Below are 23,416 nucleotides of genomic sequence, written 5' to 3' on the forward strand. Positions count from 1 at the left end.
GATACCGCTACATTTGAACAGTAATAAAAAAGACTGCACCCGTTCGCCAAACAACGGGACAGCCTTCGAAATAATTATATAATTTCTAAATCTTGTATAAGAGAACGAGAAGTCCGGAGGGATAAATTATTTGTAAGTTACTCCACTTGTATAGCGGTTTGTGGCATTCCAGAGTAAATATTCATCCACTTTCATATCCTTAAGCGCGCGAATTTGATCCTCTACTTGCGTTTTCCCATACTTGGCATAATGTCCGCTCCCCAACCAACTTGCGGTAAAATCCTGGATCCAAGGACGAATAATTGGCTTTAGCTTGCCCGTCGGATCGAGCTTTTTGTGGGTATCGGCCATGGAGCCTTTAATCGTCTGGTAAGGATTCTTATCGGGATCTTTTACACCGAACCAGCCTGTGGTGTAGTGACTTGGATAAACCATGGGCGAAATGACATCCACATTTTCGGAGATTTTAGTGAAATCCTGTCCAATCCCCTCCGCAGCAGGAACGGATGCGGCATATCCGAAAATATCTACCGATACTCGCACACCTAATGGAGCAAGCTCTTTGCGGGCATATTGTACGAATTCAGCGACTGCATCCGAGCGGGATTGATCTGATTTGGTATATTTCAGCTTGTCTGCTCTTTTCTCAAAGCCTTCGGGGAAACGTACATAGTCAAATTGAATTTCCTTAAAACCAAGTTTGGCTGCTTCCTTAGCGATGGCGATATTATAATCCCATACTTCTTTATTATAGGGATTAACGAACCCGTCTCCTTTGCCGTTTTTCCAGACAGAGCCGTCAGGGTTACGGAAAGACATCTCGGGATTTTTGTTGGCCAGTACCGTATCTTTAAATACGACAATACGAGCAATCGGGTAAACATTATGCTTTTTCAATCGGTCCATCAAACCGGAAATATCCCGAATGAATTTTTGCGGCTTGCCCAATTTGAGCAGCTCGGGAGTGGTCGTTGGATAAGTGATGTAACCTGCATCGTCTTTAATATCAATAACCATGGAATTGAGCTCTGTCTTGTCAAGCAGTTCAAGCAACTGGGTCATACGCGAACCGCCTGCGCTATACGCCGTGACATAGATGCCCTTGATAGCAGGAGTCGTCGGTTGTGGGTCAATTTTAACCGGAGGATTGGAGGCATCCACCTTCATATTATTGTGCTGAGCCTGAATCATGGCGCTGCTAATTGTTGTTGCCACCGTATCTTTTACATTTGGAGCGTTGGCTGACTGATCCCCGTTTCCGCCTATCCCCATCGCCAATAGCATAATTGCCCAAATCATATTCATTTCCTAACTCTCTCCCTTATGTATGTCGCTTACCTGATTATACGTAAAGTTATGTATCGAAAAACAACACGCTTGTAACCAATACTGGAATCATCAGGCACAGTCTTACATGATTAACCCAACCGGTGTTCATTGAATCCATAAAAATGCATAAATAATGCCGCTCTCTTCGCGGTCGTAGATGCAACCGGAAGAAGCGGCACTTGGTAAAGAAATTTATTGAAGATAATTATTGTCTTGATGCTCGCAAATACTGTACTGAATAATTTCTAGCGCATCCGTTGGCTTGAGTATGGCCATCCCGTCCCGAAGCACAATCATCGAGTTAAGCTCATCCTTTTTAAGAGAAGGGAGCATTTCCGGGTACCACCTTAAGACAATGTCGGACAGTTTTACCGTTTCCATTTCCACAAAAATCACCCTTTCCTGCTCGGAATCATTCCAAAAGAATCATTCAATACGATTCGGAAAAGCAAAGTGCCTGTGAAATAGCAGGTAAAGCTGGTCTTTATATACTATGGGAACAGCGCACATATAGTGTACCACAGAAACTGTATTTTGACACTTAGGTTTGTGCTTATCTTCGGCGAAATGAACCCATCACCCCAACCGTTTCCACAATATTGACAAAAGCAGATGGGTCCACTTCTTTAATGATGCGTTTTAATTCAACTAGCTCGTAGCGTGTCGTGACAGTCATCAGCATGTCCTTTTCGGTATGTGAAAATGCGCCTTCAATTTTTATTTTGCTAACACCGCGTGGTGTGGTCAACATCCGCTCCAGTAGCTTGTCGGTGTGCTCTGTAATAATGTAGACGGTAATCTTCGTGTGACTGACATAGATTTGATCCAATACCTTGCCAGTCACAAAAATAGATAGCATCGACGCAAGTGCAATATTCCAATCATCGTTCAAATATCCTGCTGCAAGAATGACCAGTCCATTCATGCCAACAAGTACAGTTCCTACGGGGAAGTCACGATAACGAGTGACGATGGAACCGATAATGTCAAAACCGCCCGTGGACCCTCCTACCCGAAAGGAAATTCCTGCTCCAACGCCGATCATTACCCCACCAAAAACGGAGGCCAGCAGGGGGTCCGACACGACAGATTGCACCGGCACCCACGCCAAAATCCACGTTGTAACGACAACGGATAAAATGCTCAGGCTAATAAAACGCTTGCCTAAAATAAACCAGCCTGCAATAAGCATCGGGATATTGATAATAAAATACATCGCGCTGATATCAAATTTTGTGAAGTAGCCGATTAACATGGAAAGCCCGGCTACTCCTCCGCTCAGCAAGTGGTGTGGCACGAGAAACAGATTAAAACCGCATGCAATGGCAGCGGCTCCAAAAATGACAGTTAAGCAGTTTAACACTATTTTTAACAACTTAATTTCACCTCATTTAAATTATACGGGAAGCAACTTGCTGGTATTCATGAATTGTTCTGTGCTATAATGCGATGTGGATATTCTTGAGTAGGGACCTATGTCCAGAGAAACACTTAAAATTTAAACTGTTTTAAAAAGGATAAATTCGTTTAAGATGTATCGGATAGGTTCCCCAAATTCATTACAGAAAGATGCAGTTATAGGTCTAAATAAACTGTCACTGTATTGGGGAAAACTTATACAATAATATCGCTACTTAAGAATACAGACAACATTGTGGATTGTCCACCACATCCACCATTATGAAGGAGTTTGAATAAATTTGACGACATTTGCAGAATTTGATCTTGAACCGAAAGTAATTCAGGCGATTACAGAACTGGGTTTTGAAGAAGCAACACCAATTCAATCCCAATCCATCCCGATTGCACTGCAAGGCAGAGACATGATTGGCCAAGCCCAAACAGGTACTGGTAAAACTGCTGCGTTTGGTATTCCGCTGATCAACAAAATTTCTAGAAGCGACGAAAAAATCAGAGCCCTGATCATGGCACCAACACGTGAGCTTGCTATCCAGGTAGCTGAAGAAATCGAAAAACTCTCCCGTTTCAAAGGTCTTCGTACTTTGCCAATCTATGGTGGACAAGATATCGTACGCCAGATTCGTGCTTTGAAAAAGAAACCTCAAATTATTATTGGTACGCCAGGACGCTTGCTTGACCATATTAATCGCAAAACCATCAAGCTGGAAGATGTAAACACAGTTGTTTTGGATGAAGCAGATGAAATGTTGGATATGGGCTTCATGGAAGATATTCAATCCATTCTGAAGCAAGTTCCAGACGAGCGCCAAACGATGCTTTTCTCGGCTACAATGCCTCCTAATATTAAAAGATTGGCTGAGCAATTCCTCAAAAATCCTGAGCATGTTTCAGTTATTCCTAAACAAGTTAGTGCTCCACTGATTGATCAGGCTTATATCGAAGTTCCTGAGCGTCAAAAATTCGAAGCATTGAGCCGTTTGATCGACATGGAATCCCCAGAACTTGCTATCGTATTTGGTCGTACCAAGCGTCGGGTAGACGAGCTGGCTGAAGCTCTGCAAAAACGCGGATATTCTGCAGACGGTTTGCATGGTGACTTGTCTCAAAACCAACGTGATGCTGTAATGCGTAAATTCCGTGACGGAAGCATCGATGTGCTCGTAGCGACTGACGTAGCTGCCCGTGGTTTGGACGTTTCCGGCGTAACTCACGTTGTGAACTTTGACCTTCCGCAAGATCCAGAAAGCTATGTTCACCGTATTGGACGTACTGGACGTGCAGGTAAAGAAGGGGAAGCTTGGTCTTTCGTAACGCCTCGTGAAATTGACCATTTGCACTTTATCGAACGTGTAACTCGTCACCGCATTCCACGCAAGCCGCTTCCAACGTTGGCTGAAGCTCTGGAAGGCAAACAACGTATCATTGCTGAACGTCTCCTAGAGGCTGTAGAAAGCGGTGAGCTGAACGAGTACAAAGGTTTGGCTATTCAAATGCTGGAGCAATATGATTCTGTACAACTTCTCTCCGCAGCTCTGAAACTGATGACTGGTGAGAAAAGAGAAGCATCGATTGAGTTGACTCCAGAAGATCCGATCCGTGCAAAACGTCGTAAACCAGACGTGCGTTCTGGCGGTCGCAAGCCTTCCAACTATAGCGGTCGTAGCAATGGTGGTTACAATTCCAACCGTTCTGGCGGTACCGGCGGTAGTGGAAGTAAAGGTGGATATGGCGGTTACAACCGTGGCAAAGAAGGCGGTGGCTACAACCGTGATTCAGGAAGCCGCTACAGTGGAGATCGTAAACCACGCCCGAGCAGCAATGGAGAAACTCGTCGTCCTGCAAGACGTGAAGATTCCTCTTCCGAATAAGAAATGAAATAATGAAAAGTCGAAGCAGATGAAGCTTCGGCTTTTTTGTTATGATTGATCAGTATGAATGAACCTTTTAGCGATCTGCTTTAATGGGTCATGTATTGATTTCTCTGGCGTATTAGGGCTGAAATACGGTATGATATAGTCAAGAGCCGGAATTTATAGGCATAGCAACATGAGTCTTGGAACTGCCAAGGCTTGCGGAGGGAGAGACTGACATTGGAGTTTAAAGGAGCTATGGGTGGTATTTACCGCCTGACCGAGTGGATTACCCGACTGGCGGCTACAAATTTGTTATGGGTGTTATGTTCGTCGCCTTTTGTATTCTGCCTCATACTGAAACTACTTGTAATGAATCAGAATTTGGCTAATGAGTCTTTACAAATGAACTGGGCGATGGCTATTTTGGCACCGCTTACTTTATTTCCAGCCACATCGGCTATGTTCACAGTGGTTCGCAAATGGGTAATGGGTGATACCGATACGGGCGTGTTTCGTACCTTTTTTAAAGGGTATAAAGAGAATTATAAGCAGAGTCTGATCGGGGGTATCTTTTACACATTGCTGTTTGTCATCATGTATGTGGATTATACCGTATATATGACACAACTCAGCAACTTGCAAATCGTGGGCGTAATTATGCTTATTCTTATCATTATTTTGCTTGTGTCTATGTTTAACTTCTTTTCGATGGTGGCTCATTATCATATGTCTACCGGACAAATTATTAAAAATGCGGTTTTATTGACGCTGATTCGACCATTCCGTGTATTTTCCACCATGCTCGGCAGCGCCGTTGTTATATTTATTGGAGTCAAATATCCTGTGCTTTTCCTATTCTTCATCGGCAGCGTGGTTGCCTGGTTCGCTTTCTTTAATTTTTATGGAACATTCCTCAAAATGCAAGATCAAATGGAAAAGATGAAGCAGAAAGATGAAGATACGGCAACCATTGAAGACAAGAAAAGTGATAACCTCTAAAAATAAAACATATTTCTCCTAGCATTTACTTTCTGAGTGAGAAGCGCTATAATAAGGTCACATCCTGCGATGCACGTTACGGTCATTTGTTGTTTTGAACCAATGACAATGTCTAGGGAGATCTATACGGATGAACAGCTGAAAAGCCCTGTCAATTCCTGACAAGGGGACTTCAAAAGTTTATTCTGCGGTCACCCACCTGCTAAAGCAGGTTCAGAAGACGCTATGGTCGGACGGCATCGGCGGGTACTCCAAAGATAATGAATACACTCTGTTCATGCTTCGTGCAGAAACAGGGTGTTTTTTGTATGTAACAATGTTAAACTAAGACATGAGGTACTAAGGTCGCATACCACAGGTATGGTCGGTTAAGTTTTTGTTGTTTAACGTTTTTATAAAGCGCTTGCAGCAAAAAAACCGATGTGCTGCATTATGGCAACGATTATCGTGAAGGAGGAAATGTCTTGTCGTTGAAGAGGACTCTGGTAGGGATTGTGCGCAGCCAAGAAGGTACAAGCGACCGGGTCAAGGACCCCCAAATGAAGACACGCTATTATAACTTATCGAGAGACAAGGCTTGGGAAGAAGTATCATCTATTTTGAAAAAAATTCCTGGCTACAAGGTACTCCATGAGGTAGCATCCGTAGGTGAGATTACGTTAGAGAAGCGAACGGCGTTCGGTAGAACTGTCGACATTACCGTTTCTATATTGTCCGTCTCGCCAGTTCGGAGTGCGGTGGATATTTATTCTGCTTCGCGCGGATCGCTAGGGGACTTGGGCGCGAATTACCGCATCATTTTGCAACTGTTCGCTGTGATTGACAAGAAGCTGTCCGCTCATAAGGTCGTGCAGTAATTGTAGATGTGTGAGCAGTGATGTGGCAGACAAACGTCAAAAAAAAGCGAGGAAGGCAACCCTTCACTCGCTTTTTTAATATTCAGTCTTGATTTAGACGAGTTTTTTCACTGCTGCAATCGCTTGCTCATAGTCAGGGTGCTCGGACATTTCGCTCAAGTATTCTACGTAAGCGATTTTATCATTTTGATCAATCACAAAAATAGCTCTATGATCCAAATGGAATTCCTTGATGAACACACCATAAGCTTCGCCGAAGGAATGATCCTTATAGTCGGACAGTGTCAATACGCGGTCGATACCGGCAGCACCGCACCAACGAGCTTGAGCGAAAGGCAGATCGACGCTGACAGTCAGCACTACGACTTGATCCCCAAGGGAATCAGCTTCCTGGTTAAAACGTCGAGTCTGTGCGTCACACACGCCTGTATCCAAAGAAGGAACAACACTGATCAATTTGACTTTGCCTGCAAAGTCTTGGAGCGTAGCTGCTTCTAGCAGGTTTTTCTGTAATTTGAAATCAGGTGCCTGATCTCCAACCTTCAGTTCAGGACCTAAGAGTGTCAAAGGATTGCCTTTAAAAGTAGCAGCTCCTGTACGTTCTTGTGCCATATGTAATAGCCTCCTTGGTTTTTAGCATTGGTTATCGTTGCCGAAATCTATTATAATCTTTTATAAAAGACATTGTCCAATTTGAATAAGGTGGAGACACCCATGAAGGAAGGATTGCCTTGATTTTTTTACGTTATGAGAACTGGAAAAGTTATTTGCGGTTTTACCCAGTAACCTGTCTGATTTTGCTCATTAATATTGTGATGTTTATTGTACTCACCGTACAGGGGGGATCGGAAAATAGTTTGACGTTGATCCGATATGGAGCTTTGATTAATGAAGCGCCATTCACTGATCAACTGTGGCGATATGTATCAGCTATGTTTTTACATGCAGGGTTTGATCATCTTCTGTTCAATTCCTTCGCCATACTCGTCTTCGCTCCTCCGCTGGAGCGTTTGCTGGGGTCCTTCCGCTATGTGTTATTGTATCTGGTCACGGGCATTGTAGGGAACATACTGTCCATCGCGCATTACAATATGATGACGGAAACGACAGTCTCTGTAGGGGCTTCAGGAGCGATTTATGGCATCTATGGAGCATTCCTATACGTTGCCCTGTTCCAGCGGTCACTGATGGATGACGCCTCGCGTAAAACGCTGTACACGCTGCTTGGGTTTGGTATCCTGTTTTCTTTCGCTGTAGCGAACATTAACTGGACCGCTCACTTCGGGGGATTGCTCAGTGGGTTTTTCCTTTATGGATTAATGATCAGATTGACTGGCCAACGCAAACGTCACTAAAGATAGTTTTACGGTAAGTTAGCAGGGGAAGAAAGAGGATGATGTTCGATTGACGTCTTCTTCCGGATGTTGAAAAACAGATTGGAGCGAATATCGGAGTGGAATTAAGACAGTTGCAATACTTCATGAAGGTAGCGCAAAAAGAACATGTCACTCAGGCAGCCGAGGAGCTACATGTGGCGCAATCTGCGGTAAGTCGGCAAATTCATCAGCTTGAAGAGGAGCTGGGAGTCAATCTTTTTATGCAAAAGGGTCGCAATTTGCAGCTTACGCCAGTGGGACAACTATTTTGCAAACGGGTTGAGACGATTATAAAAGATCTAGAGCGAGCTGTTTTGGAAGTACATGAGTTTTTGGATCCTGAGGGGGGCGAAATCCGCATCGGTTTTCCGCACAGTTTGGGGATTCATCTTATTCCTACAGTGGTGGCTGAATTCCGAAAGCGGTATCCCAATGTTAAATTCAGATTTAAACAGGGGATGTACCCGAGTTTAATTCGTGATGTGTTAGCGGGTGAGGTGGATTTGGCTTTTGTATCTCCTTTTCCGGATCGTCATGATCATGTAGAGGGGGATGTGGTGCTGACCGAGGAGTTGTTTGCTGTTCTCCCGCCCAATCATCCTTTAGCTACGGCCAAACACATTACGCTGAGTCAGCTTAAAGGAGAAAAATTCATCCTGTTCAGAGATGGATATTCGTTACGTCCGATTGTCTGGCAGGCTTGTCTGGAGGCAGGGTTTACGCCGGATATCGCTTTTGAAGGTGAAGAGACAGATACGATTCGCGGATTAGTTGCGGCTGGTATGGGAGTCAGTCTTTTGCCTGAAATGGCGTTGTTTCAGACCAACCCGCTTCAACCTGCAAGAGTGTCGATTGTTGATCCAGAGGTCACGCGAACTATTGGCTTGATTCATCGCAGAGATGACAAACTACCATTAGTTGCAAAGTCATTCCGAACTTTTTTGTTGCAATATTTTGGCCTTAAAGGTAGTGCTGCTACTCCGAATGGAAGTGCTAAAGCGGATTTAGGGCAGTGAGTATAGCTGATTGGTTTTAGATAAAGGAAAAAGGTTGTTCCTCTTGGTGGAGGAACAACCTTTTTTGTAATACAAGCAATTAATCCCGGCTGTTAAAGATACCGATTAAGCGGATTAGTTCCAGCAAGGAAACGAGAGCTGCAGCCACATAAGTTAATGCAGCAGCATTTAATACTTTGGCTATACCCCGTTCTTCATCACTACGGATAAACCCTTCGGAAACCATAATTTCTCGGGCGCGGTTGGAAGCATTGAATTCAACCGGTAATGTAATTAATTGAAAAGCGACAGTAGCCGAGAAAAAGATGATACCCAAGCCAATCAGGTTCGTGTAGCTGAATAAGAAACCGGCAATCAGCAGAAACGGTGCAATCCCGGAAGCGAAGTTTACGATCGGAAAGATCCGGTGACGGAGTGCCAGCATGGGATAATGCTCTTTATGCTGAATGGCATGACCAACCTCGTGACAAGCTACGGCAACTGCAGAAATGGATTTTTCATAATAAACGGGCTCGGACAGCCGTACGACTCTTTGTATTGGATCATAATGGTCAGATAAAGCACCAGGTACTGGTTCAATAGGCACATCATGCAAACCATTGCGATCCAGCATGTGCCGAGCTGCATCATAACCGGTCAACCCATTTTCGTTTGGGACATCAGACCATTTATTAAAAGTACCTTTTACACGGAATTGCGCCCATAAGGATAATCCGAACGCAAGAATAATCAATATATACATACCCATCATAAAGCAACCCTCCATTATTGTTCATCACTAGCCCGGGCATCTACATCATAGAACTATGCTCCAGCAGATACTTCAGAGCTTCGATACAAGCGGCGCTTTGTGGTAGTAGACCAGTAAGCAACTTGCGCACTTGAACGGGCTTGAGCTGCCCCAGAAGAGGCTGTAGTTCATTGACTTCACGTTCCAGACGCTGCATGTGCATCTCTAGACTCGTTAGTTTGTCCGTGACGTGCTCTTCCCCCGCGACCGAGTTCCATTTAATCAGTGTCTGTCTGATTTCCTCGAGGCTATATTTCTCTTGTTTCATTTGGTTAATACGTTCAAGCCTGTTTAAGGTTTCATCATTATAAAGCCGATAATTTTTCAATGATCGTTCTTCAGGTGTGATTAAACCAAGCTTTGTGTAATAATCAATAGTTCGTTCGCTGACACCAGCCGCCTTGGCTAGCTCACCAATTCGATACAGCTTCATATCCCCATCTGTCTTCACCTCGCGCTCTTCGTTCAACCTTCAATATTAGCATTTGCAAACGGAGTGTTTATAAAGAATATTTTACATGATTCCCAACCATACAGTCAAACGTCATGCTTTTTTTCGGACAGAAACAAGCTACTTTTATAGTTAGTAAATGTGACATGGATTGTTTGGGACCATATTTTTTTAACATAATAAAAAAAATCTTGTCAACTTTCATGTATTCTGATTATAATGACAATAAGAATTTCACGAAATGTAAAGAAACTTAACATTCGAGGGAGTGGGCTTCATGAGAAAAAAGTGGTTAGTTGTATTATTGGCCATGCTGACAGTATTAGCTTTTCCGGTAGGTGCGTTTGCTGCTGACGGTCCGACAAATATTCAACTTCAAGCTGGGTTAAACACGGCCTTTACGTTCTTGGCATTTATACTTGTATTTTTTATGCAAGCGGGATTTGCATTGCTGGAGGCAGGCTCGACACGAATGAAGAATGCGGGCCATGTCGCTGGTAAAACGATTCTCACCACGGGTGTTGCGGCTTTGTCCTTCTGGGCACTTGGATTTGGATTCGGCTTTGGTAATGATGGCGGCAACGGATTTATGGGACTGACGGGTTTCTTCATGAGTGGTACGGATGCTGCAGTATCGTTTGATGCTCTTTCAGGTCTGGATGTTCCGATTACAATTATGTTTTTGTTCCACTTTGCTTTCGCTGCGGTATCACTTTCTATCGCATGCGGGGGGATGGCAGAGCGTGCAAAATTAAGTGTATACATTATCTTCGGTATTTTATTCTCCATCGTAATCTATCCGGTTGTAGCTCACTGGGTGTGGGGCGGCGGATGGCTTGGTAAGTTGGGAATGCAGGATTATGCCGGTTCGACGGTAGTCCATTTGACAGGCGCTACGGCGGCACTCGTCGCTACACTGCTGCTCAAACCGCGTCTGGGCAAGTTCAATAAAGATGGCAAGCCGAACATTATCCCTGGTCATAATCAGGTGTACTCTATCTTGGGTGTTATTATTCTCTGGTTTGGTTGGTTTGGATTTAACCCAGGTAGTGCTGTATCGGCTATGAACGACGGATTCTTTGGATATGTGGCCTTGACTACCAATATTGCTGCTGCGGCAGGTGGAGTTTTCGCTTTGCTCGTATCCTGGATGGTATACGGAAAGGCAGATATTCCTGCTATGCTAAACGGTGTGCTGGCGGCTTTGGTTGCCATTACTGGTTCTTGTGCCTTTGTGGCACCTTGGGCGGCACTGGTCATTGGTGCAGTTGCAGGGATCGTCACTTTCTTCACAGCGCAATGGTTCGAGCGTGCAAGAGTAGATGACCCGGTATATGCTTTCTCCGTGCATGGTGTTGCAGGGATGTGGGGCGCAGTGTCTACAGGGTTCTTCGCTACTCCTGAGCTTGTAAAAATAACAGGTGTAGGTCAAGCGGGTCTGTTCTATGGTGGTGGATTTACACAATTAGGGGTACAGCTGCTTGGACTGATTGGCACCTTGGCTTTCGTGTTCGTCATTTCCTTCATTATTCTGGGTGCGATGAAAGCGATTATGGGTATTCGCGTTACGGAAGAGGAAGAAACGATGGGACTGGATATCAGTGAACACGGTACGTACGGCTATCCTGAGCAAATGAAGTTGGTTGCCGAGGCTGAAAAGCGTTCTGGAATTGTGAACTAATATGTAAAATATAAAGAACCAGTATGAATGAGCGGAGGAGATGGAAGTATGGAACTGCAAAATATGGCCCCTTGGGTGAGTTCCGCCGAAGTGATAGATCATGCAGATACACCTGAATCGCTAAGGCAGGCCAGGGTCGACTCTCAAAAATGGCTGCTGGCTTCCCAAGCCTCCGCTCCGTTATCAGACTGGTTACGAACGGCGAATGAAATGCATGACCGCATCGCGGCCAGAGCTGTACAAATGTGCGAAAAAGGGATGGTTGAGGATGGCTTCGGCCCTCCTCCCGTCCCTTACGCATTTATAGCCTTCGGAAGCATGGGGCGCTCGGAATCGACGCTGTGGAGTGACCAGGATAACGGTATGATTATCAGTGACACAATATCTGCTGACAAAGAATTGTATTTTAGAGAGTTTGGTCGCAGAGTGTCTGCGATGTTAGAGTATTTGGGATATCCCAAATGTGAAGGGAAAGTAATGTGCTCGGAGCCGTTGTGGCGTCAAACATTGTCTGGATGGCAAAAACAGCTAACGAAATGGTCGGATGATTTTGCTTGGGAGCCGATCCGTTATCTGATTATCTCGTCTGATATGAGGCATATCGCTGGAGATGAGCGACTATCTGCAAACTGGAAACGAAGTTTTTATGAGTTGTTCCGAAAACATCCTGATTTACCCTCGGCGGTACTTAGGAACACAGTGAGGCATAAAGCGACACTTAATATTTTAGGTCAGATCGTTACCGAGCGCTTCGGTGAGCATGCGGGCGATTTTGATGTGAAATACGGATTGTACATTCCACTGGTGAACGCAGTCCGTTTTTTGGCGTTGCAACATGGTGTAGAGGAAACCTCCACCTTCAAAAGGCTCAGTCGTCTCGCATCACTGGAAGCGGCACCGTTGCCTTTACTCGATGCTTGCGAGCGAGCCTTTCGGATTGCGCTTCAGCTACGAATGGCTACGCCAGTGAAAGAGAATGATGGATTGCTGGTCAGCAATGGCTACCTGGCTGTAAAGCCGCTGAAACAAGGTAAAGGCTGGCATGAGTTGCGCGAGGCGCTTTCGACGGTACGACGGCTGCATCGTGCGTTGCAAAGGCAGTTGCGATTTATGGAAGGGAGAAGGTCATGAAGGAACCGGCGCAGGGAAGTGGCTTCTGGAGCGCTCTCCGCAGAGGAGGAGTACCGTCTGCGATCGCATCTGTAATGGGGGCTCCTACGGCTCAGCAGATGGCGTTTATTCGCTCCTTAACCCGGGAGCAACGGCGCTCTGAAGTATTGCGGACCCCGCTGGATCGTTTGGAGACGGTAGTTTTTGATCTGGAGACAACGGGATTTTCAGCACAGCATGGAGATGAGATTTTATCGTTCGGGGCGATTCGGGTTGTCGGGGACATGATTATGGAAAAAGAGCAGTTTTATACGCTTGTTAATCCACGGACTGTGATTCCTGAGCACATTACCGAGCTAACTGGGATTACCCGGGAAATGACGGATCAAGCTCCACCACTTATGAATGGACTGCACGACTTTATGTCCTTTGTAGGTGGGCGAGTACTTGTAGCACATGCTAGCGCTCATGATAAGGCCTTTTTGAATGCTGCGTTATGGAAAACATCTAAAGTCCAATTGACTCATCGTGTTCTGGATACGATGATGCTTGCCAAATGGCTCGAGCCACAGCAACATCAAACCTACAGTTTGGATGAATTGTTGGCCTACCAATCCATTCCGATTGAAGGGCGGCACCATGCGTTAGAGGATGCGAAAATGACGGCTAAGCTGTGGGTTGCGTATGTTCAGGAAATGCTGAAGCGTAACGTGACCAATTTGGCAGATGTCTACGCGCATTTAAGTCATGCCTGATTCAGTACAAGGCATAGCATTCATATACACATAAAAACAGCAAGTTCGCGATTTCGTGGGTTTGCTGTTTTTTTGCGTCCTGTTCAGATTTAGAAGGTTAGAGGTGGGAACAGTATGGGCATCCTATGGAGAAGGTAAGGGTCATTAGATGAAAGACAGGTGATAAGACGTGAAAAGATTTCTTTTCATCAGAGCGATGGTTATGCTGGTTGTGGTTGGGGCTTCATGGGGAGTTATTGCAAACACAACTTATGCAGCAAGCCTGTCCATAAAAAATGTACCATTAAAAGAGGAATATGGTAGAGAAAGAGTTGAAGCTGAGAAAGAGGTAGAGGCTGAAGCACATGCGGTAGAGGTAATGAAAAAGATAAAGCCTGGTCAACGGCTTCCTTCTTTGATTTTAAAGGGGTTAAATGGCAAGTCCTACGATGTAGGGGCCACGCGCAATAAAGCTTTGGTTATTAGCTTTTGGGCTTCGTGGTGCGACCCGTGCCGATTAGAAGCACCTATGCTGAATGAGTTGTATAGTAAGTACAAAGATGATGTGGATGTTTATGGTATCAATGTAACTCGCTATGATCGATTGGAGGATGTACAGAAGTTTTCCCGCTCTTTGGATCTCCAATTTCCCATTTTACTTGATGAGCAAGGAGCATTGTTTGAACGATTTGGAGGGGTGGCTTTTCCGACCCATGTACTGGTTGATCATCATGGACAGGTCCGCGAAATCATAATCGGAATGCTCAGTGAGCAGGAGTTGGAACGCAAAATAAAAACTCTTCAAAAAAAGAAGGTGTCTTTGGGAGCCGAGTAGACCGCCAAAGGCACCTTATAGCTCATGCGAGCACCTGATTAGTGATTAACTAATCCATGATGAGTAAGCTCTGCCTGATCGTTTTTTGGAGTTGGTGCTTCCAACAATGCGTAACGGAAACTGTCCAAGAGAGCTTCCCAGCTGGCTTCAATTACATTTTCGGATACACCTACATTACTCCAGACGTCCTCGTAATTTTTAGACTCAATGAGCACACGTACCTTGGCGGCGGTGGCATCCTTTTCGTCAAGCACACGTACCTTGTAGTCAGCCAAATGCATGTCCCGCAAGGCAGGGAAATACTGAGAAAGAGCCTTGCGGAGTGCGTTATCGAGCGCGTTGACAGGACCGTTGCCTTCAGCTGCGGTATAGACACTCGTCCCTGCGACATTCAGTTTCAAGAATGCCTCGGATACGACCGGGCGGCCGGCTGTTTTCTCTACCAGCACTTTAAAGGACTCAAAAGAGAACATTTCCTTCACTTCACCGCCTGCTTCACGAATGAGCAGTTCCAGCGAAGCATCCGCGCCTTCAAACTGGTATCCCTGATGCTCCAGTTCCTTGATGCGGCTAATTACGCCACGTGCCTCATCACTGGATGGGTCAAGGGTGATGCCCAGCTCTTGCGCTTTGGATACCACGTTGCTTTGCCCGGCCAGTTCGGAGACCAAAACCCGCTGCTTGTTCCCCACGAGTTCAGGAGCGATGTGCTCATAAGTTCGCGAGTCGCGCAGAATGGCTGACACGTGAATGCCCCCCTTATGGGCAAAAGCTGCATTGCCAACATAAGGCTGGTTCACAGGCATATTGACGTTGGCGACTTCGCTCACAAAGCGGGCTGTATTGTGGAGTTGATTTAACTTTTCAATATCTAGACAGTCGTAGCCCAGCTTGAGCTGCAAATTAGGAATGACGGAGCACAGGTTAGCGTTACCACACCGTTCACCGTAGCCGTTGATGGTACCCTGAACCTGCCTTGCGCCTGCTTGTACAGCACTTAGAGAGTTCGCTACTGCCAATTCGCAGTCATTGTGTGTATGAATACCCAACTGTGACCTCGTTATCTGGCTTTGCAGCATAGTGACAATTTCCCGAATCTCATGCGGTAGGGTACCGCCGTTTGTATCGCACATCACGAGCCAATCCGCGCCTGCTTCTTCAGCTTTTTTCATAACGGCCATTGCATACTCGGGATTATTTTTATATCCGTCGAAAAAATGTTCGGCATCAAAAATAACCTCCATGCCCCCTTGCTTTAAAAAGGCGATGGAGTCGTAAATCATAGACAGATTTTCCTCCAGTGTCGTCTGTAAGGCGGTGTGTACATGAAAATCCCATGATTTACCCACAAGTGTAGCAGCCTGAGCGCCGGATTCCAGAATTCGTTGCAGATTGACATCCTGTGCTGCGATGCTATCTTTGCGGCGCGTGCTGCCAAAGGCGACAATCTTTGCCTGAAGGCCCAGCTCTTGTACCCGTTTGAAAAATTCGATATCCTTGCTGTTGCTTCCGGGAATCCCGCCTTCAATATAATGAACACCGAGATCATCGAGTTTTTTGGCGATTTTCAATTTGTCATCAGCAGACAAGCTAATTCCTTCTCCTTGAGTGCCGTCTCGCAGCGTTGTGTCAAAGATAGAAATAGCGGTGGACATGAGGGACTCCTCCTTTGCGGATTGCTCAGATTGGTGATGCTCTGCTTTTTTAAGCACATTAATTTAGTTGTTTAACGCTTAAAAACAGGAAAGCGTTAGTTTGTCGTGTTCGTATGTTAGTCGATTATATCAACTTATGACTTCAATTGTAATATATAATTATCATTTTTAGCCGCAAAACCATTATTTTTATGTAAAATAGAAATAGCATTTAAAAGTGTCTCAAGTATAAAATCAAAACACATATTCCCGCGATGATGGGTGAATTTACAGTTAAAAAGAAGGGTTGAGCATGAAAGATGTCAGTGCTTATTATCCGGCTGGTGGGCGAGTTATTCTGCATGTGGATATGAATGCATTTTATTGTTCCGTTCATGCAGCGGAGGAGCCGGAGAAATATAAGGGACTGCCTACCGCGGTGGCAGGCAGTAGTGAGCTGCGCAAAGGTGTAATTGTAACCTGCTCTTATGAAGCCCGACGATTGGGTATTTCAACAGGGATGGTCGTTCAGCAGGCTCGCCGGATCTGTCCACAGCTCATTGTAATACAGCCTGATTTTCACTTGTATCGTCGTTATTCCAAAGCATTTATGAGCATTGCATATTCGTATACGCCTATGCTTGAAGCGACTTCAATTGATGAGTGCTATCTGGATATTTCTGGCTCCAAACAGTTTGGAACACCTATGGAAATTGCTGAGGAAATCCAGCGCAGAGTAGAAGACGAGCTGGGCCTGCCCTGTTCAATTGGAGTTGCTCCTAACAAGTTGCTGGCCAAAATGGCTTCTGATCTGAAAAAACCACGCGGGATATCTATTCTACGTTTGCGTGATGTACCCAATATTTTGTGGAACCTTCCTTGTGGTCAATTGTTTGGTGTGGGCCGCAAAACGGCAGATAAGCTTCTACAAATGAATATTCGTACCATTGGGCAACTAGCTAAGGCCGATGAGCATATGCTGGTTGGCGTATTTGGTGTGACGGGTTCGTGGTTAAAATTGGCCGCTAACGGAATTAACCATTCACCAGTCAGCACTGAACGGGAGCCAAACAAGTCCATTGGTCACACGACTACCCTGCCTATGGATGTGGTAAAGCTGGAAGAAGCCCAACGGGTACTTCTTAACATTAGTGATCAGGTGGCCCGGCGGCTTCGACGACACGGTATGCTGGCAGGAGGTATACAATTGACGATTCGGACGCCGGATATGAAGACCTTTACGCGTTCTCAAGTCAGGAGCACTCCTACGGAAAGTGCAGAGGACATATATAAGGAAGCTTGTGCGTTGTATCGTCGCCATTGGGGAGAAGATAAGCCTGTACGCTTACTGGGGATTACGTTACAGCAGCTCATTCCAAAGGAGGAAGCGGCCGTTCAAATGGATCTATTTGAATACCAGGATCAGCCTAAGAAAGAAAGCTTATTGAAGACGATGGATGCACTGCGCGATAAGTTTGGTGAAAATGCAATTTTGACCGCTGGGATGCTGGGAGATGATCCTTCGGTACTTCTTCGCAACTCCAAGCTGCGCGGAACTTCGCTGCAAAAAGACAATCTACCAACTCCGGAGTGAACTTTTGGATAGATTATTGCAAGCATCAGAAGCTTACGTTATAAGCATTTTTTACACGAAGGATAAAGGAAAATAATTTGTAATAATATTGGGTTTGTATTAATATGTGAATAGAATGTAAAAGCTGGTTTGTTTGATTGTATAGGAGGAAGAGAAAAGTTATGGCTAAATACACTTGGGTAGAAAAAGATACATGCATTGCTTGCGGAGCCTGTGGCGCTACAGCACCTGACATTTATGATTATGATGATGAAGGTTTGGCTGAAGTGATCTTTGAAGGGGATGCAAACCAAGGCATCAAGGCAATCTCGGATGATTTGTTTGATGATATGCAGGATGCTTGTGACGGTTGCCCTACAGATTCCATTAAAGTAGCAGACGAGCCGTTCAATAAAGAAGGTTAAGCGTAGGCTTCTTTGATAGGCACAGCACCGACAGCTCCCTTCGCCGTATAACGGTGAAAGTAAGCTGTCGGTGCTGTTTTTTTAGATTATAGAATAGTTCAGCGGAGCTGAGCCATTCTATAATCTAAAAAAACTTCTGCCAAACGCGGTCTGGCTTCCGTGAAAGTCCATCGATAGACGTTTTTTTTATGTGCTGTCCATCGAGTCTATTTTTACCGATATACATAATAGGAAGTATGCAAGATTACACGATCAGGAGGATCCGATGAACCATTCGCCTCATCTTAAATCGTATGTAAAAAAACACCCTGATAATAAAATGGCCTGGTATTTACTCGGCAAAGAGTATGAGAGCAGCGGTCAGGAGGGCAAAGCAAATTATTGCTTCAATCGCGCAGGAGAAGTGTTCGAAGCCTTCGAGCATAAACAGATTCCGGCAGACGTATGGATGGAATATCAGGATAAACTGGTTCAGATGTCCAAGGAGAAGGAGCGAAGGACGGCTCGAACACGCCACCTGTTAACTGCGTTAATGGTACTACTGCTCATATGGGTTCCTTCAGCCAATTCACCGAGACCCTCAAATGAAAATACATCTGTTCCATCCGGAACTGAGCAGGCAGCAATTGATAATATTGAAGTTACGAAAGTGGCCACTGCTGATCCGAAGGAGATGGCCCAGATCGGTGTGGTTGGTGGTGTGTTTACGGCTCAAGCTCGAAAAGGGAGTGGAGCTGGAACGGGGCTTACTGATATGTTGGCTAAGACTAGCCGATTGCCGTCCAAGACTACGATGTTGGGCATGGAGCAAGGGGGCTCGTGGCTGCTCTGGAGAGAGGGCATGAAGCCATTACTTAGTGTACAGAACAAAGGAAACGGCGGATTAGCTGTTCAGTCTTACGACGCCGCTGCGTGTGCTTGCAAGCCGTCAGACAGTGAAAATCTTCGCAAAGCAGGTCTAAAATGGGCTGCTGGACAGGAGGAATTAGCTGTGTTGAATAGCTCCATGCGTGCTTTTCGCTCACAGCATCAACGTCTTCCCCAGAGTCTTGATGAACTGACTCGAGACTTTCCCGCTAACACGATGTACGGTACGACAGACGGGATGAAGAAGGCTTTTACACCTATGCGTAATTTACTTGCTTCACCTGGACAGGGAACAGGGAAGGCAGTAGATTTAGACGCTGACTCGTCGGCCGAAAGCAGTCCATTACTGGCATCGTCATTGCACGGACGACCTTTTCTAGGGCAACCGCTGCGAATTGTGGTGGACAAATCTAAGCACAGGCTCGCCCTGGTAAGTGGCAATGTACTTATTCGAAATTATCCTATCGGTTTGGGTGGAGAAAGAACACCAGAAGGGAAATTTGTGATTACCGATAAAGTAGTAAATCCGAACGGAAAATCCAACGGTGAGTTTGGTAGTCGTGGGATGCAACTGTCTGCAACGAATTATGCCATTCATGGCACGAACGAGCCGGACAGCATTGGCAAAAATGAGTCGTTGGGTTGCGTCCGAATGGGTAAAGAGGATGTGGAGGAATTGTTTGCACTTGTACCTTCGGGTACGGAGGTGGTCATTGGTAACGGGGGATTGCCTGATCAAGTGCTGGTGCCTGGTTCTCGATTTACAAGTGAGCCGCAGCATGACCAGACAAATCCCCGCAAAACCTATCACTGGCTAAATTAACGTTTTGATGCTATTGCTACTTGGTGTTTAACGATTTCCTGCTTGTGCTAAAACAATGACCAGAATAATCACAATGATGAGGAGAACAAAGCTGACGGCGGTCCATACAATCGCTTTCTTGTTCACCTCATCCTTTTTCTTTTGCAGACTGGGCGGCTTGCGCTTGGTCTTCATATCAGCAATCCCTCTTTTCTAACGGGCTAAGGTCTTGTCTTACTATGTCCATTGTAAATGGTTTGATTATACATTTTCAATGACATCTCCATGACAACTGAATTGTTCTGATACTACACCTCGCAAATTACTTTCTTTTTGGTATGGAAAAAGCTAAACTATTTTGTAGAGATGTTTTTTTAGGATTGTGCAAGGGCATAGAACGGAGTGGATGAATCGTGTTGTATCGAAGGATTGCGAAACCTGTTTTTTTTAAAATGAGTCCAGAGACGGCCCATCATGTAGTCATTGACGGCTTAAAACATGCGGGTTCACTCCCTGGTGGAGCAGCGACACTGCGAGGGATGTACGGAGTCAAGGAAACGGAGGATCTTGCCGTTGATCTGTTTGGCATTCATTTTCCCAACCCGATTGGACTGGCTGCAGGACTGGATAAAAATGCAGAAGCGGTTACTGGTTTTTCTTCTATCGGGTTTGGATTTATGGAAGTGGGAACGGTGACACCTGTGGGACAGCCCGGCAATGATCGACCTCGTTTGTTCCGACTGCCTCCCGATGAGGCGTTAGTCAATCGGATGGGCTTTAACAATCTGGGTGCTGAGAGCATGGCCAAACGTCTGGCTGCACTCAAACATCGACCTGTTCCGGTCGCAGTTAATATCGGTAAAAATAAAATCACGCCCAATGAGGATGCTCATAAGGACTATGAAAAGTGTATTTCCGCACTGTATCCGTATGCGGACTTCTTTGTAGTGAATATTAGCTCGCCGAATACGCCGGATTTACGAAAGCTCCAGCATGGTCATGAACTGAAGTCGCTATTGGAAGCGGTTCGGGCAGAGATGGGAGTCCAGGCGAAAAAGTACGGCAATGCCAAGTCTGTACTAGTTAAAATTGCGCCGGATGTATCGGATGAGGAATTGGAATATATGACAGATGCGATTGCTGCCAGTGGAGTAGACGGCATTATTGCGACCAATACAACGATATCCAGAGCTGGTCTGACGCACCGAAATGCGAGTGAAACAGGAGGGCTGAGTGGTAAGCCGCTGCGTGACCGTTCCACAGAGGTCATCGGACGGGTGTACCGCCAGACGGAAGGTAAGCTGCCTATTATCGGATCAGGCGGCATCTTCACGAGTCGTGATGCCTATGACAAAATTAAAGCAGGCGCAAGCCTGATTGAAATTTATACAGCATTGATCTACGAAGGGCCGGAAGTAAATAGGGCTATACATGCTGGCCTGCGTGAGCTGCTTCGAAAGGACGGCTTTAGACACATTAACGAGGCTGTTGGTGCAGATCACAGATAAAAAAGTGTTGTCGGAAGAGACAGGAGGTACGGGGATGGACGGAAGAGACTGGGGAACATTTTTACTGCCATACGATCAGGCGGTGGAAGAGCTTAAGGTCAAGTTCAAAACAATGCGTGCGGAGCTGAAAAAGCGCGAGGAATACGCTCCTATCGAATTCGTAACCGGACGGGTTAAAAAAATATCAAGCATCCTCGATAAGGCGAAGAGATTACAAGTTCCTTCTGATCAGCTGGAGACGGGAATCGAGGATATTGCAGGCATTCGCATTATGTGTCAATTTGTAGAGGATATTCGGCGGGTGGCCGAATACATCAGAAGACGTAAGGATTTGACCGTACTGTATGAAAAGGACTATATCACCAATTATAAAGACAGCGGCTATCGCAGCTTTCATATGATTGTGGAGTATCCGGTTCAAACAGCAGTGGGGCTGAAAATCGTGCTGGCAGAGATTCAAATCCGCACGTTGGCTATGAATTTTTGGGCAACCATAGAACATTCTCTTAGCTATAAGTATCGTGAAAGCTTGCCTGATAATATGCGCACACGGTTGAAAAAGGCAGCTGAGGCAGCCTTTGTATTGGATAATGAGATGTCTTCCATGCGTCTTGAAATATTGGAAGCGCAGAAAAAGTTCGAGGATGAAGCCAATATCGTATCCAAAGTGCTAACAGGTATGCATCGGCTGTATTTCTACCATAAGATCAGTGAAACGATTGATGCGCAGCGCAGATTTAATGAACTGTGGGAACGGCACGACATGGAAGGAATCAAGCTGCTTCACGATGAAGTTAAAGAGATGCTAGAAGCCTCTACCAAGGAAGAAGACAGGGATGAATATTAAATGGCAAACCTTTCCTACGAACCGCTGTACGTGACTTATTTGGTATACTTCAATCGGGATCGGGATTACTTTGAATGTCATGAGGTACTGGAAGAGCTGTGGCTTAAGCTGGACCGTGACCCTGTATATAAAGGTTTGCTGCAAGTTGCTGTAGGACTGTATCATTTTCGGAATGGTAACTATCGTGGTGGACATATGATGCTGGATAGTGCGGTCCACCGGCTGGAATATGCTCCTTCGCAGGCGCTGGGCATTAATATGGCGAAACTGGTGGACGAAGCGCGCGTTTGCGCCCGTCAGCTTGCTGAAGCTGTTATGACCTGCACGGAAGAGCTTCAGCACCAACCGCCGGTTTATCGGGATTTGACGATTGAAATCGTCGAGCCCGGGTTGCGCCGTGCCGTGGAGAAGGCATCGTCGTCCATTCCAGTCAACATCCCGCAGCAGAGAGGTCCTCGGCGTGGGGAAAAGCATGAGCGGCGTCAGCAGGCGCTGGAAGCTTCAATTAGGCGAAGACAGGCCGCTGGCGGATCGGGCTTTGTCTCGGTGGAAACGAAGGATGCGCCTTGAGTTTGAAGCACATGCACATGGTAAGCAAGCAGCCCGATCCGTTTCATGGGGATCGGGCTGCTTTATCGTTTCAGGTGTGTGAACGTTTGACTAGGAGGTTACGTTCTTTTTATATTTCTCAAAGAAGGCTTTGAAATCGTCGAGTGTGTACCCATTGTCCGAAGGACTTTCCTTCAACCCGCCTACCATACGTTCCTTTTCCACGCCTTTTTCGTAATAAATGAGCGTAGGGGTATACTCAATCTTATACTTGTCCCAGCCATCCTCATACTCACGCAGGTTAAATTCGTGCATCGTAATGTTCTCCTGCTTGCTCAAAGGCAAGAGCTTGGGAGTAGTGGCGCGGCAATGCACACAGTCGGACGCGAAATGATAGACGAAAAAGTTTTCCTTTTTATCAATTTTGCTCTGTAGATCTTCCGGCTTAATAATTTGCTGATAGTTCGGGTCATTCAGCAACTCTTGAGTAGCAGGATTTAACGAGGCTGTGGAAACGCCATACAGCTTGTTTTTAGTGCCTGAATTTAAAGCGAGCAGCACTCCAAGCAAAATGACCAGCACAACAAAAAAGCCGATGACAGGTATAAGCTTTTTTTTGTTGGATTTTTGTGCGTTCAATGCAATCTCTCCTATCAAAATTCAAAATATGTAGCTATGAATCTCATTATTATACAACATTACAGCTTGTAGTGAAAGTTTGTAAATCACACCGATATTGCAGGATAACAGGTTGAATA

General features: G+C 45.6%; 24 protein-coding genes and 1 other RNA gene. 16 read left to right on the top strand and 9 right to left on the bottom strand.

The window, feature by feature from the left end:
- Positions 1–126 precede the first annotated feature (126 nt).
- The 3 genes from MKY24_RS08990 to MKY24_RS09000 all read right to left on the bottom strand — a co-directional run bounded on the left by MKY24_RS08990 (position 127) and on the right by MKY24_RS09000 (position 2,704).
- Positions 127–1,305: a putative glycoside hydrolase gene (locus MKY24_RS08990; RefSeq protein ID WP_028542824.1), complete on the bottom strand. Its 1,179-nt coding sequence runs from the start codon at positions 1,303–1,305 to the stop codon at positions 127–129.
- A 216-nt stretch (positions 1,306–1,521) separates the two neighbouring features.
- Positions 1,522–1,710, bottom strand: coding sequence for a hypothetical protein (locus MKY24_RS08995; RefSeq protein ID WP_080683009.1), 189 nt, complete (start codon positions 1,708–1,710; stop codon positions 1,522–1,524).
- Between the two features lie 172 nt (positions 1,711–1,882).
- A complete protein-coding gene (locus MKY24_RS09000; protein ID WP_023988017.1) occupies positions 1,883–2,704 on the bottom strand; it encodes a YitT family protein in 822 nt (273 codons plus the stop codon).
- Between the two features lie 325 nt (positions 2,705–3,029).
- Here MKY24_RS09000 and MKY24_RS09005 point away from each other — a divergent pair, with 325 nt between their 5' ends.
- The 4 genes from MKY24_RS09005 (at position 3,030) to MKY24_RS09020 (ending at position 6,460) form a co-directional block, all read left to right on the top strand.
- Positions 3,030–4,619 carry a DEAD/DEAH box helicase gene (locus MKY24_RS09005; RefSeq protein WP_023988018.1) on the top strand — a complete coding sequence of 530 codons (1,590 nt, stop codon included), beginning with the start codon at positions 3,030–3,032 and terminating at the stop codon, positions 4,617–4,619.
- Between the two features lie 222 nt (positions 4,620–4,841).
- On the top strand, positions 4,842–5,603 hold the full coding sequence (locus MKY24_RS09010; RefSeq protein WP_023988019.1) for a DUF624 domain-containing protein: 762 nt from the start codon (positions 4,842–4,844) through the stop codon (positions 5,601–5,603).
- A gap of 58 nt (positions 5,604–5,661) precedes the next feature.
- A non-coding RNA gene (ssrS, locus tag MKY24_RS09015) (6S RNA) lies at positions 5,662–5,856 on the top strand.
- A gap of 211 nt (positions 5,857–6,067) precedes the next feature.
- Complete coding sequence (locus MKY24_RS09020; protein WP_013309718.1) at positions 6,068–6,460, top strand: DUF1499 domain-containing protein; 393 nt, start codon at positions 6,068–6,070, stop codon at positions 6,458–6,460.
- 93 nt (positions 6,461–6,553) lie between these two features.
- Here MKY24_RS09020 and tpx read toward each other — a convergent pair whose 3' ends face one another.
- Positions 6,554–7,072: a thiol peroxidase gene (gene tpx, locus MKY24_RS09025; RefSeq protein WP_053325164.1), complete on the bottom strand. Its 519-nt coding sequence runs from the start codon at positions 7,070–7,072 to the stop codon at positions 6,554–6,556.
- A 119-nt stretch (positions 7,073–7,191) separates the two neighbouring features.
- On the opposite strand from tpx, the gene MKY24_RS09030 reads away from it, so the two are divergent.
- Both MKY24_RS09030 and MKY24_RS09035 read left to right on the top strand, forming a co-directional pair.
- Positions 7,192–7,815 carry a rhomboid family intramembrane serine protease gene (locus tag MKY24_RS09030; protein WP_023988021.1) on the top strand — a complete coding sequence of 208 codons (624 nt, stop codon included), beginning with the start codon at positions 7,192–7,194 and terminating at the stop codon, positions 7,813–7,815.
- A 98-nt stretch (positions 7,816–7,913) separates the two neighbouring features.
- Positions 7,914–8,852, top strand: a complete 939-nt coding sequence (locus MKY24_RS09035; protein WP_023988022.1) for a LysR family transcriptional regulator — start codon at positions 7,914–7,916, stop codon at positions 8,850–8,852.
- Positions 8,853–8,931: 79 nt separating this feature from the next.
- On the opposite strand, the gene MKY24_RS09040 is transcribed toward MKY24_RS09035, so the two are convergent.
- On the bottom strand, positions 8,932–9,603 hold the full coding sequence (locus MKY24_RS09040) for a zinc metallopeptidase (protein WP_013309722.1): 672 nt from the start codon (positions 9,601–9,603) through the stop codon (positions 8,932–8,934).
- A gap of 40 nt (positions 9,604–9,643) precedes the next feature.
- Positions 9,644–10,075: a MerR family transcriptional regulator gene (locus tag MKY24_RS09045; RefSeq protein WP_339201817.1), complete on the bottom strand. Its 432-nt coding sequence runs from the start codon at positions 10,073–10,075 to the stop codon at positions 9,644–9,646.
- 295 nt (positions 10,076–10,370) lie between these two features.
- Here MKY24_RS09045 and MKY24_RS09050 point away from each other — a divergent pair, with 295 nt between their 5' ends.
- The 4 genes from MKY24_RS09050 (at position 10,371) to MKY24_RS09065 (ending at position 14,453) form a co-directional block, all read left to right on the top strand.
- Complete coding sequence (locus tag MKY24_RS09050) at positions 10,371–11,774, top strand: ammonium transporter (protein WP_023988025.1); 1,404 nt, start codon at positions 10,371–10,373, stop codon at positions 11,772–11,774.
- Between the two features lie 48 nt (positions 11,775–11,822).
- Complete coding sequence (locus MKY24_RS09055; RefSeq protein WP_316243536.1) at positions 11,823–12,905, top strand: DUF294 nucleotidyltransferase-like domain-containing protein; 1,083 nt, start codon at positions 11,823–11,825, stop codon at positions 12,903–12,905.
- Positions 12,902–13,639, top strand: coding sequence for an exonuclease domain-containing protein (locus MKY24_RS09060; RefSeq protein ID WP_023988027.1), 738 nt, complete (start codon positions 12,902–12,904; stop codon positions 13,637–13,639). The genes MKY24_RS09055 and MKY24_RS09060 overlap by 4 nt, the downstream gene beginning before the upstream one ends.
- 169 nt (positions 13,640–13,808) lie before the next feature.
- Positions 13,809–14,453 (top strand): TlpA disulfide reductase family protein, encoded by a 645-nt coding sequence (locus tag MKY24_RS09065; protein ID WP_076264296.1) that lies wholly within the window; start codon positions 13,809–13,811, stop codon positions 14,451–14,453.
- 38 nt (positions 14,454–14,491) lie between these two features.
- Here the strand turns inward: MKY24_RS09065 and cimA are convergent, their stop codons facing one another.
- Entirely contained in the window at positions 14,492–16,108 is a 1,617-nt protein-coding gene (cimA, locus tag MKY24_RS09070; RefSeq protein WP_028542818.1) for a citramalate synthase, read from the bottom strand.
- A gap of 292 nt (positions 16,109–16,400) precedes the next feature.
- On the opposite strand from cimA, the gene MKY24_RS09075 reads away from it, so the two are divergent.
- The 3 genes from MKY24_RS09075 (at position 16,401) to MKY24_RS09085 (ending at position 19,775) form a co-directional block, all read left to right on the top strand.
- On the top strand, positions 16,401–17,681 hold the full coding sequence (locus MKY24_RS09075) for a DNA polymerase IV (RefSeq protein ID WP_023988030.1): 1,281 nt from the start codon (positions 16,401–16,403) through the stop codon (positions 17,679–17,681).
- A gap of 161 nt (positions 17,682–17,842) precedes the next feature.
- Positions 17,843–18,085, top strand: coding sequence for a ferredoxin (locus tag MKY24_RS09080; protein WP_023988031.1), 243 nt, complete (start codon positions 17,843–17,845; stop codon positions 18,083–18,085).
- 265 nt (positions 18,086–18,350) lie between these two features.
- Complete coding sequence (locus tag MKY24_RS09085) at positions 18,351–19,775, top strand: L,D-transpeptidase (RefSeq protein WP_076157011.1); 1,425 nt, start codon at positions 18,351–18,353, stop codon at positions 19,773–19,775.
- 27 nt (positions 19,776–19,802) lie between these two features.
- Here the strand turns inward: MKY24_RS09085 and MKY24_RS09090 are convergent, their stop codons facing one another.
- Positions 19,803–19,949: a hypothetical protein gene (locus MKY24_RS09090; RefSeq protein WP_023988033.1), complete on the bottom strand. Its 147-nt coding sequence runs from the start codon at positions 19,947–19,949 to the stop codon at positions 19,803–19,805.
- A gap of 218 nt (positions 19,950–20,167) precedes the next feature.
- Here MKY24_RS09090 and MKY24_RS09095 point away from each other — a divergent pair, with 218 nt between their 5' ends.
- The 3 genes from MKY24_RS09095 to MKY24_RS09105 are packed head-to-tail and all read left to right on the top strand — an operon-like array spanning position 20,168 to position 22,679.
- Positions 20,168–21,262: a quinone-dependent dihydroorotate dehydrogenase gene (locus MKY24_RS09095; protein WP_025720086.1), complete on the top strand. Its 1,095-nt coding sequence runs from the start codon at positions 20,168–20,170 to the stop codon at positions 21,260–21,262.
- A 34-nt stretch (positions 21,263–21,296) separates the two neighbouring features.
- Positions 21,297–22,109, top strand: coding sequence for a GTP pyrophosphokinase family protein (locus MKY24_RS09100; RefSeq protein WP_023988035.1), 813 nt, complete (start codon positions 21,297–21,299; stop codon positions 22,107–22,109).
- Entirely contained in the window at positions 22,110–22,679 is a 570-nt protein-coding gene (locus MKY24_RS09105; protein ID WP_339201822.1) for a DUF309 domain-containing protein, read from the top strand.
- A 90-nt stretch (positions 22,680–22,769) separates the two neighbouring features.
- Here the strand turns inward: MKY24_RS09105 and MKY24_RS09110 are convergent, their stop codons facing one another.
- A complete protein-coding gene (locus MKY24_RS09110) occupies positions 22,770–23,297 on the bottom strand; it encodes a thioredoxin family protein (protein WP_013309735.1) in 528 nt (175 codons plus the stop codon).
- Positions 23,298–23,416: the final 119 nt, after the last annotated feature.

Source organism: Paenibacillus sp. FSL P2-0322 (assembly GCF_037975315.1).
GTDB classification, from domain to species: domain Bacteria; phylum Bacillota; class Bacilli; order Paenibacillales; family Paenibacillaceae; genus Paenibacillus; species Paenibacillus polymyxa_B.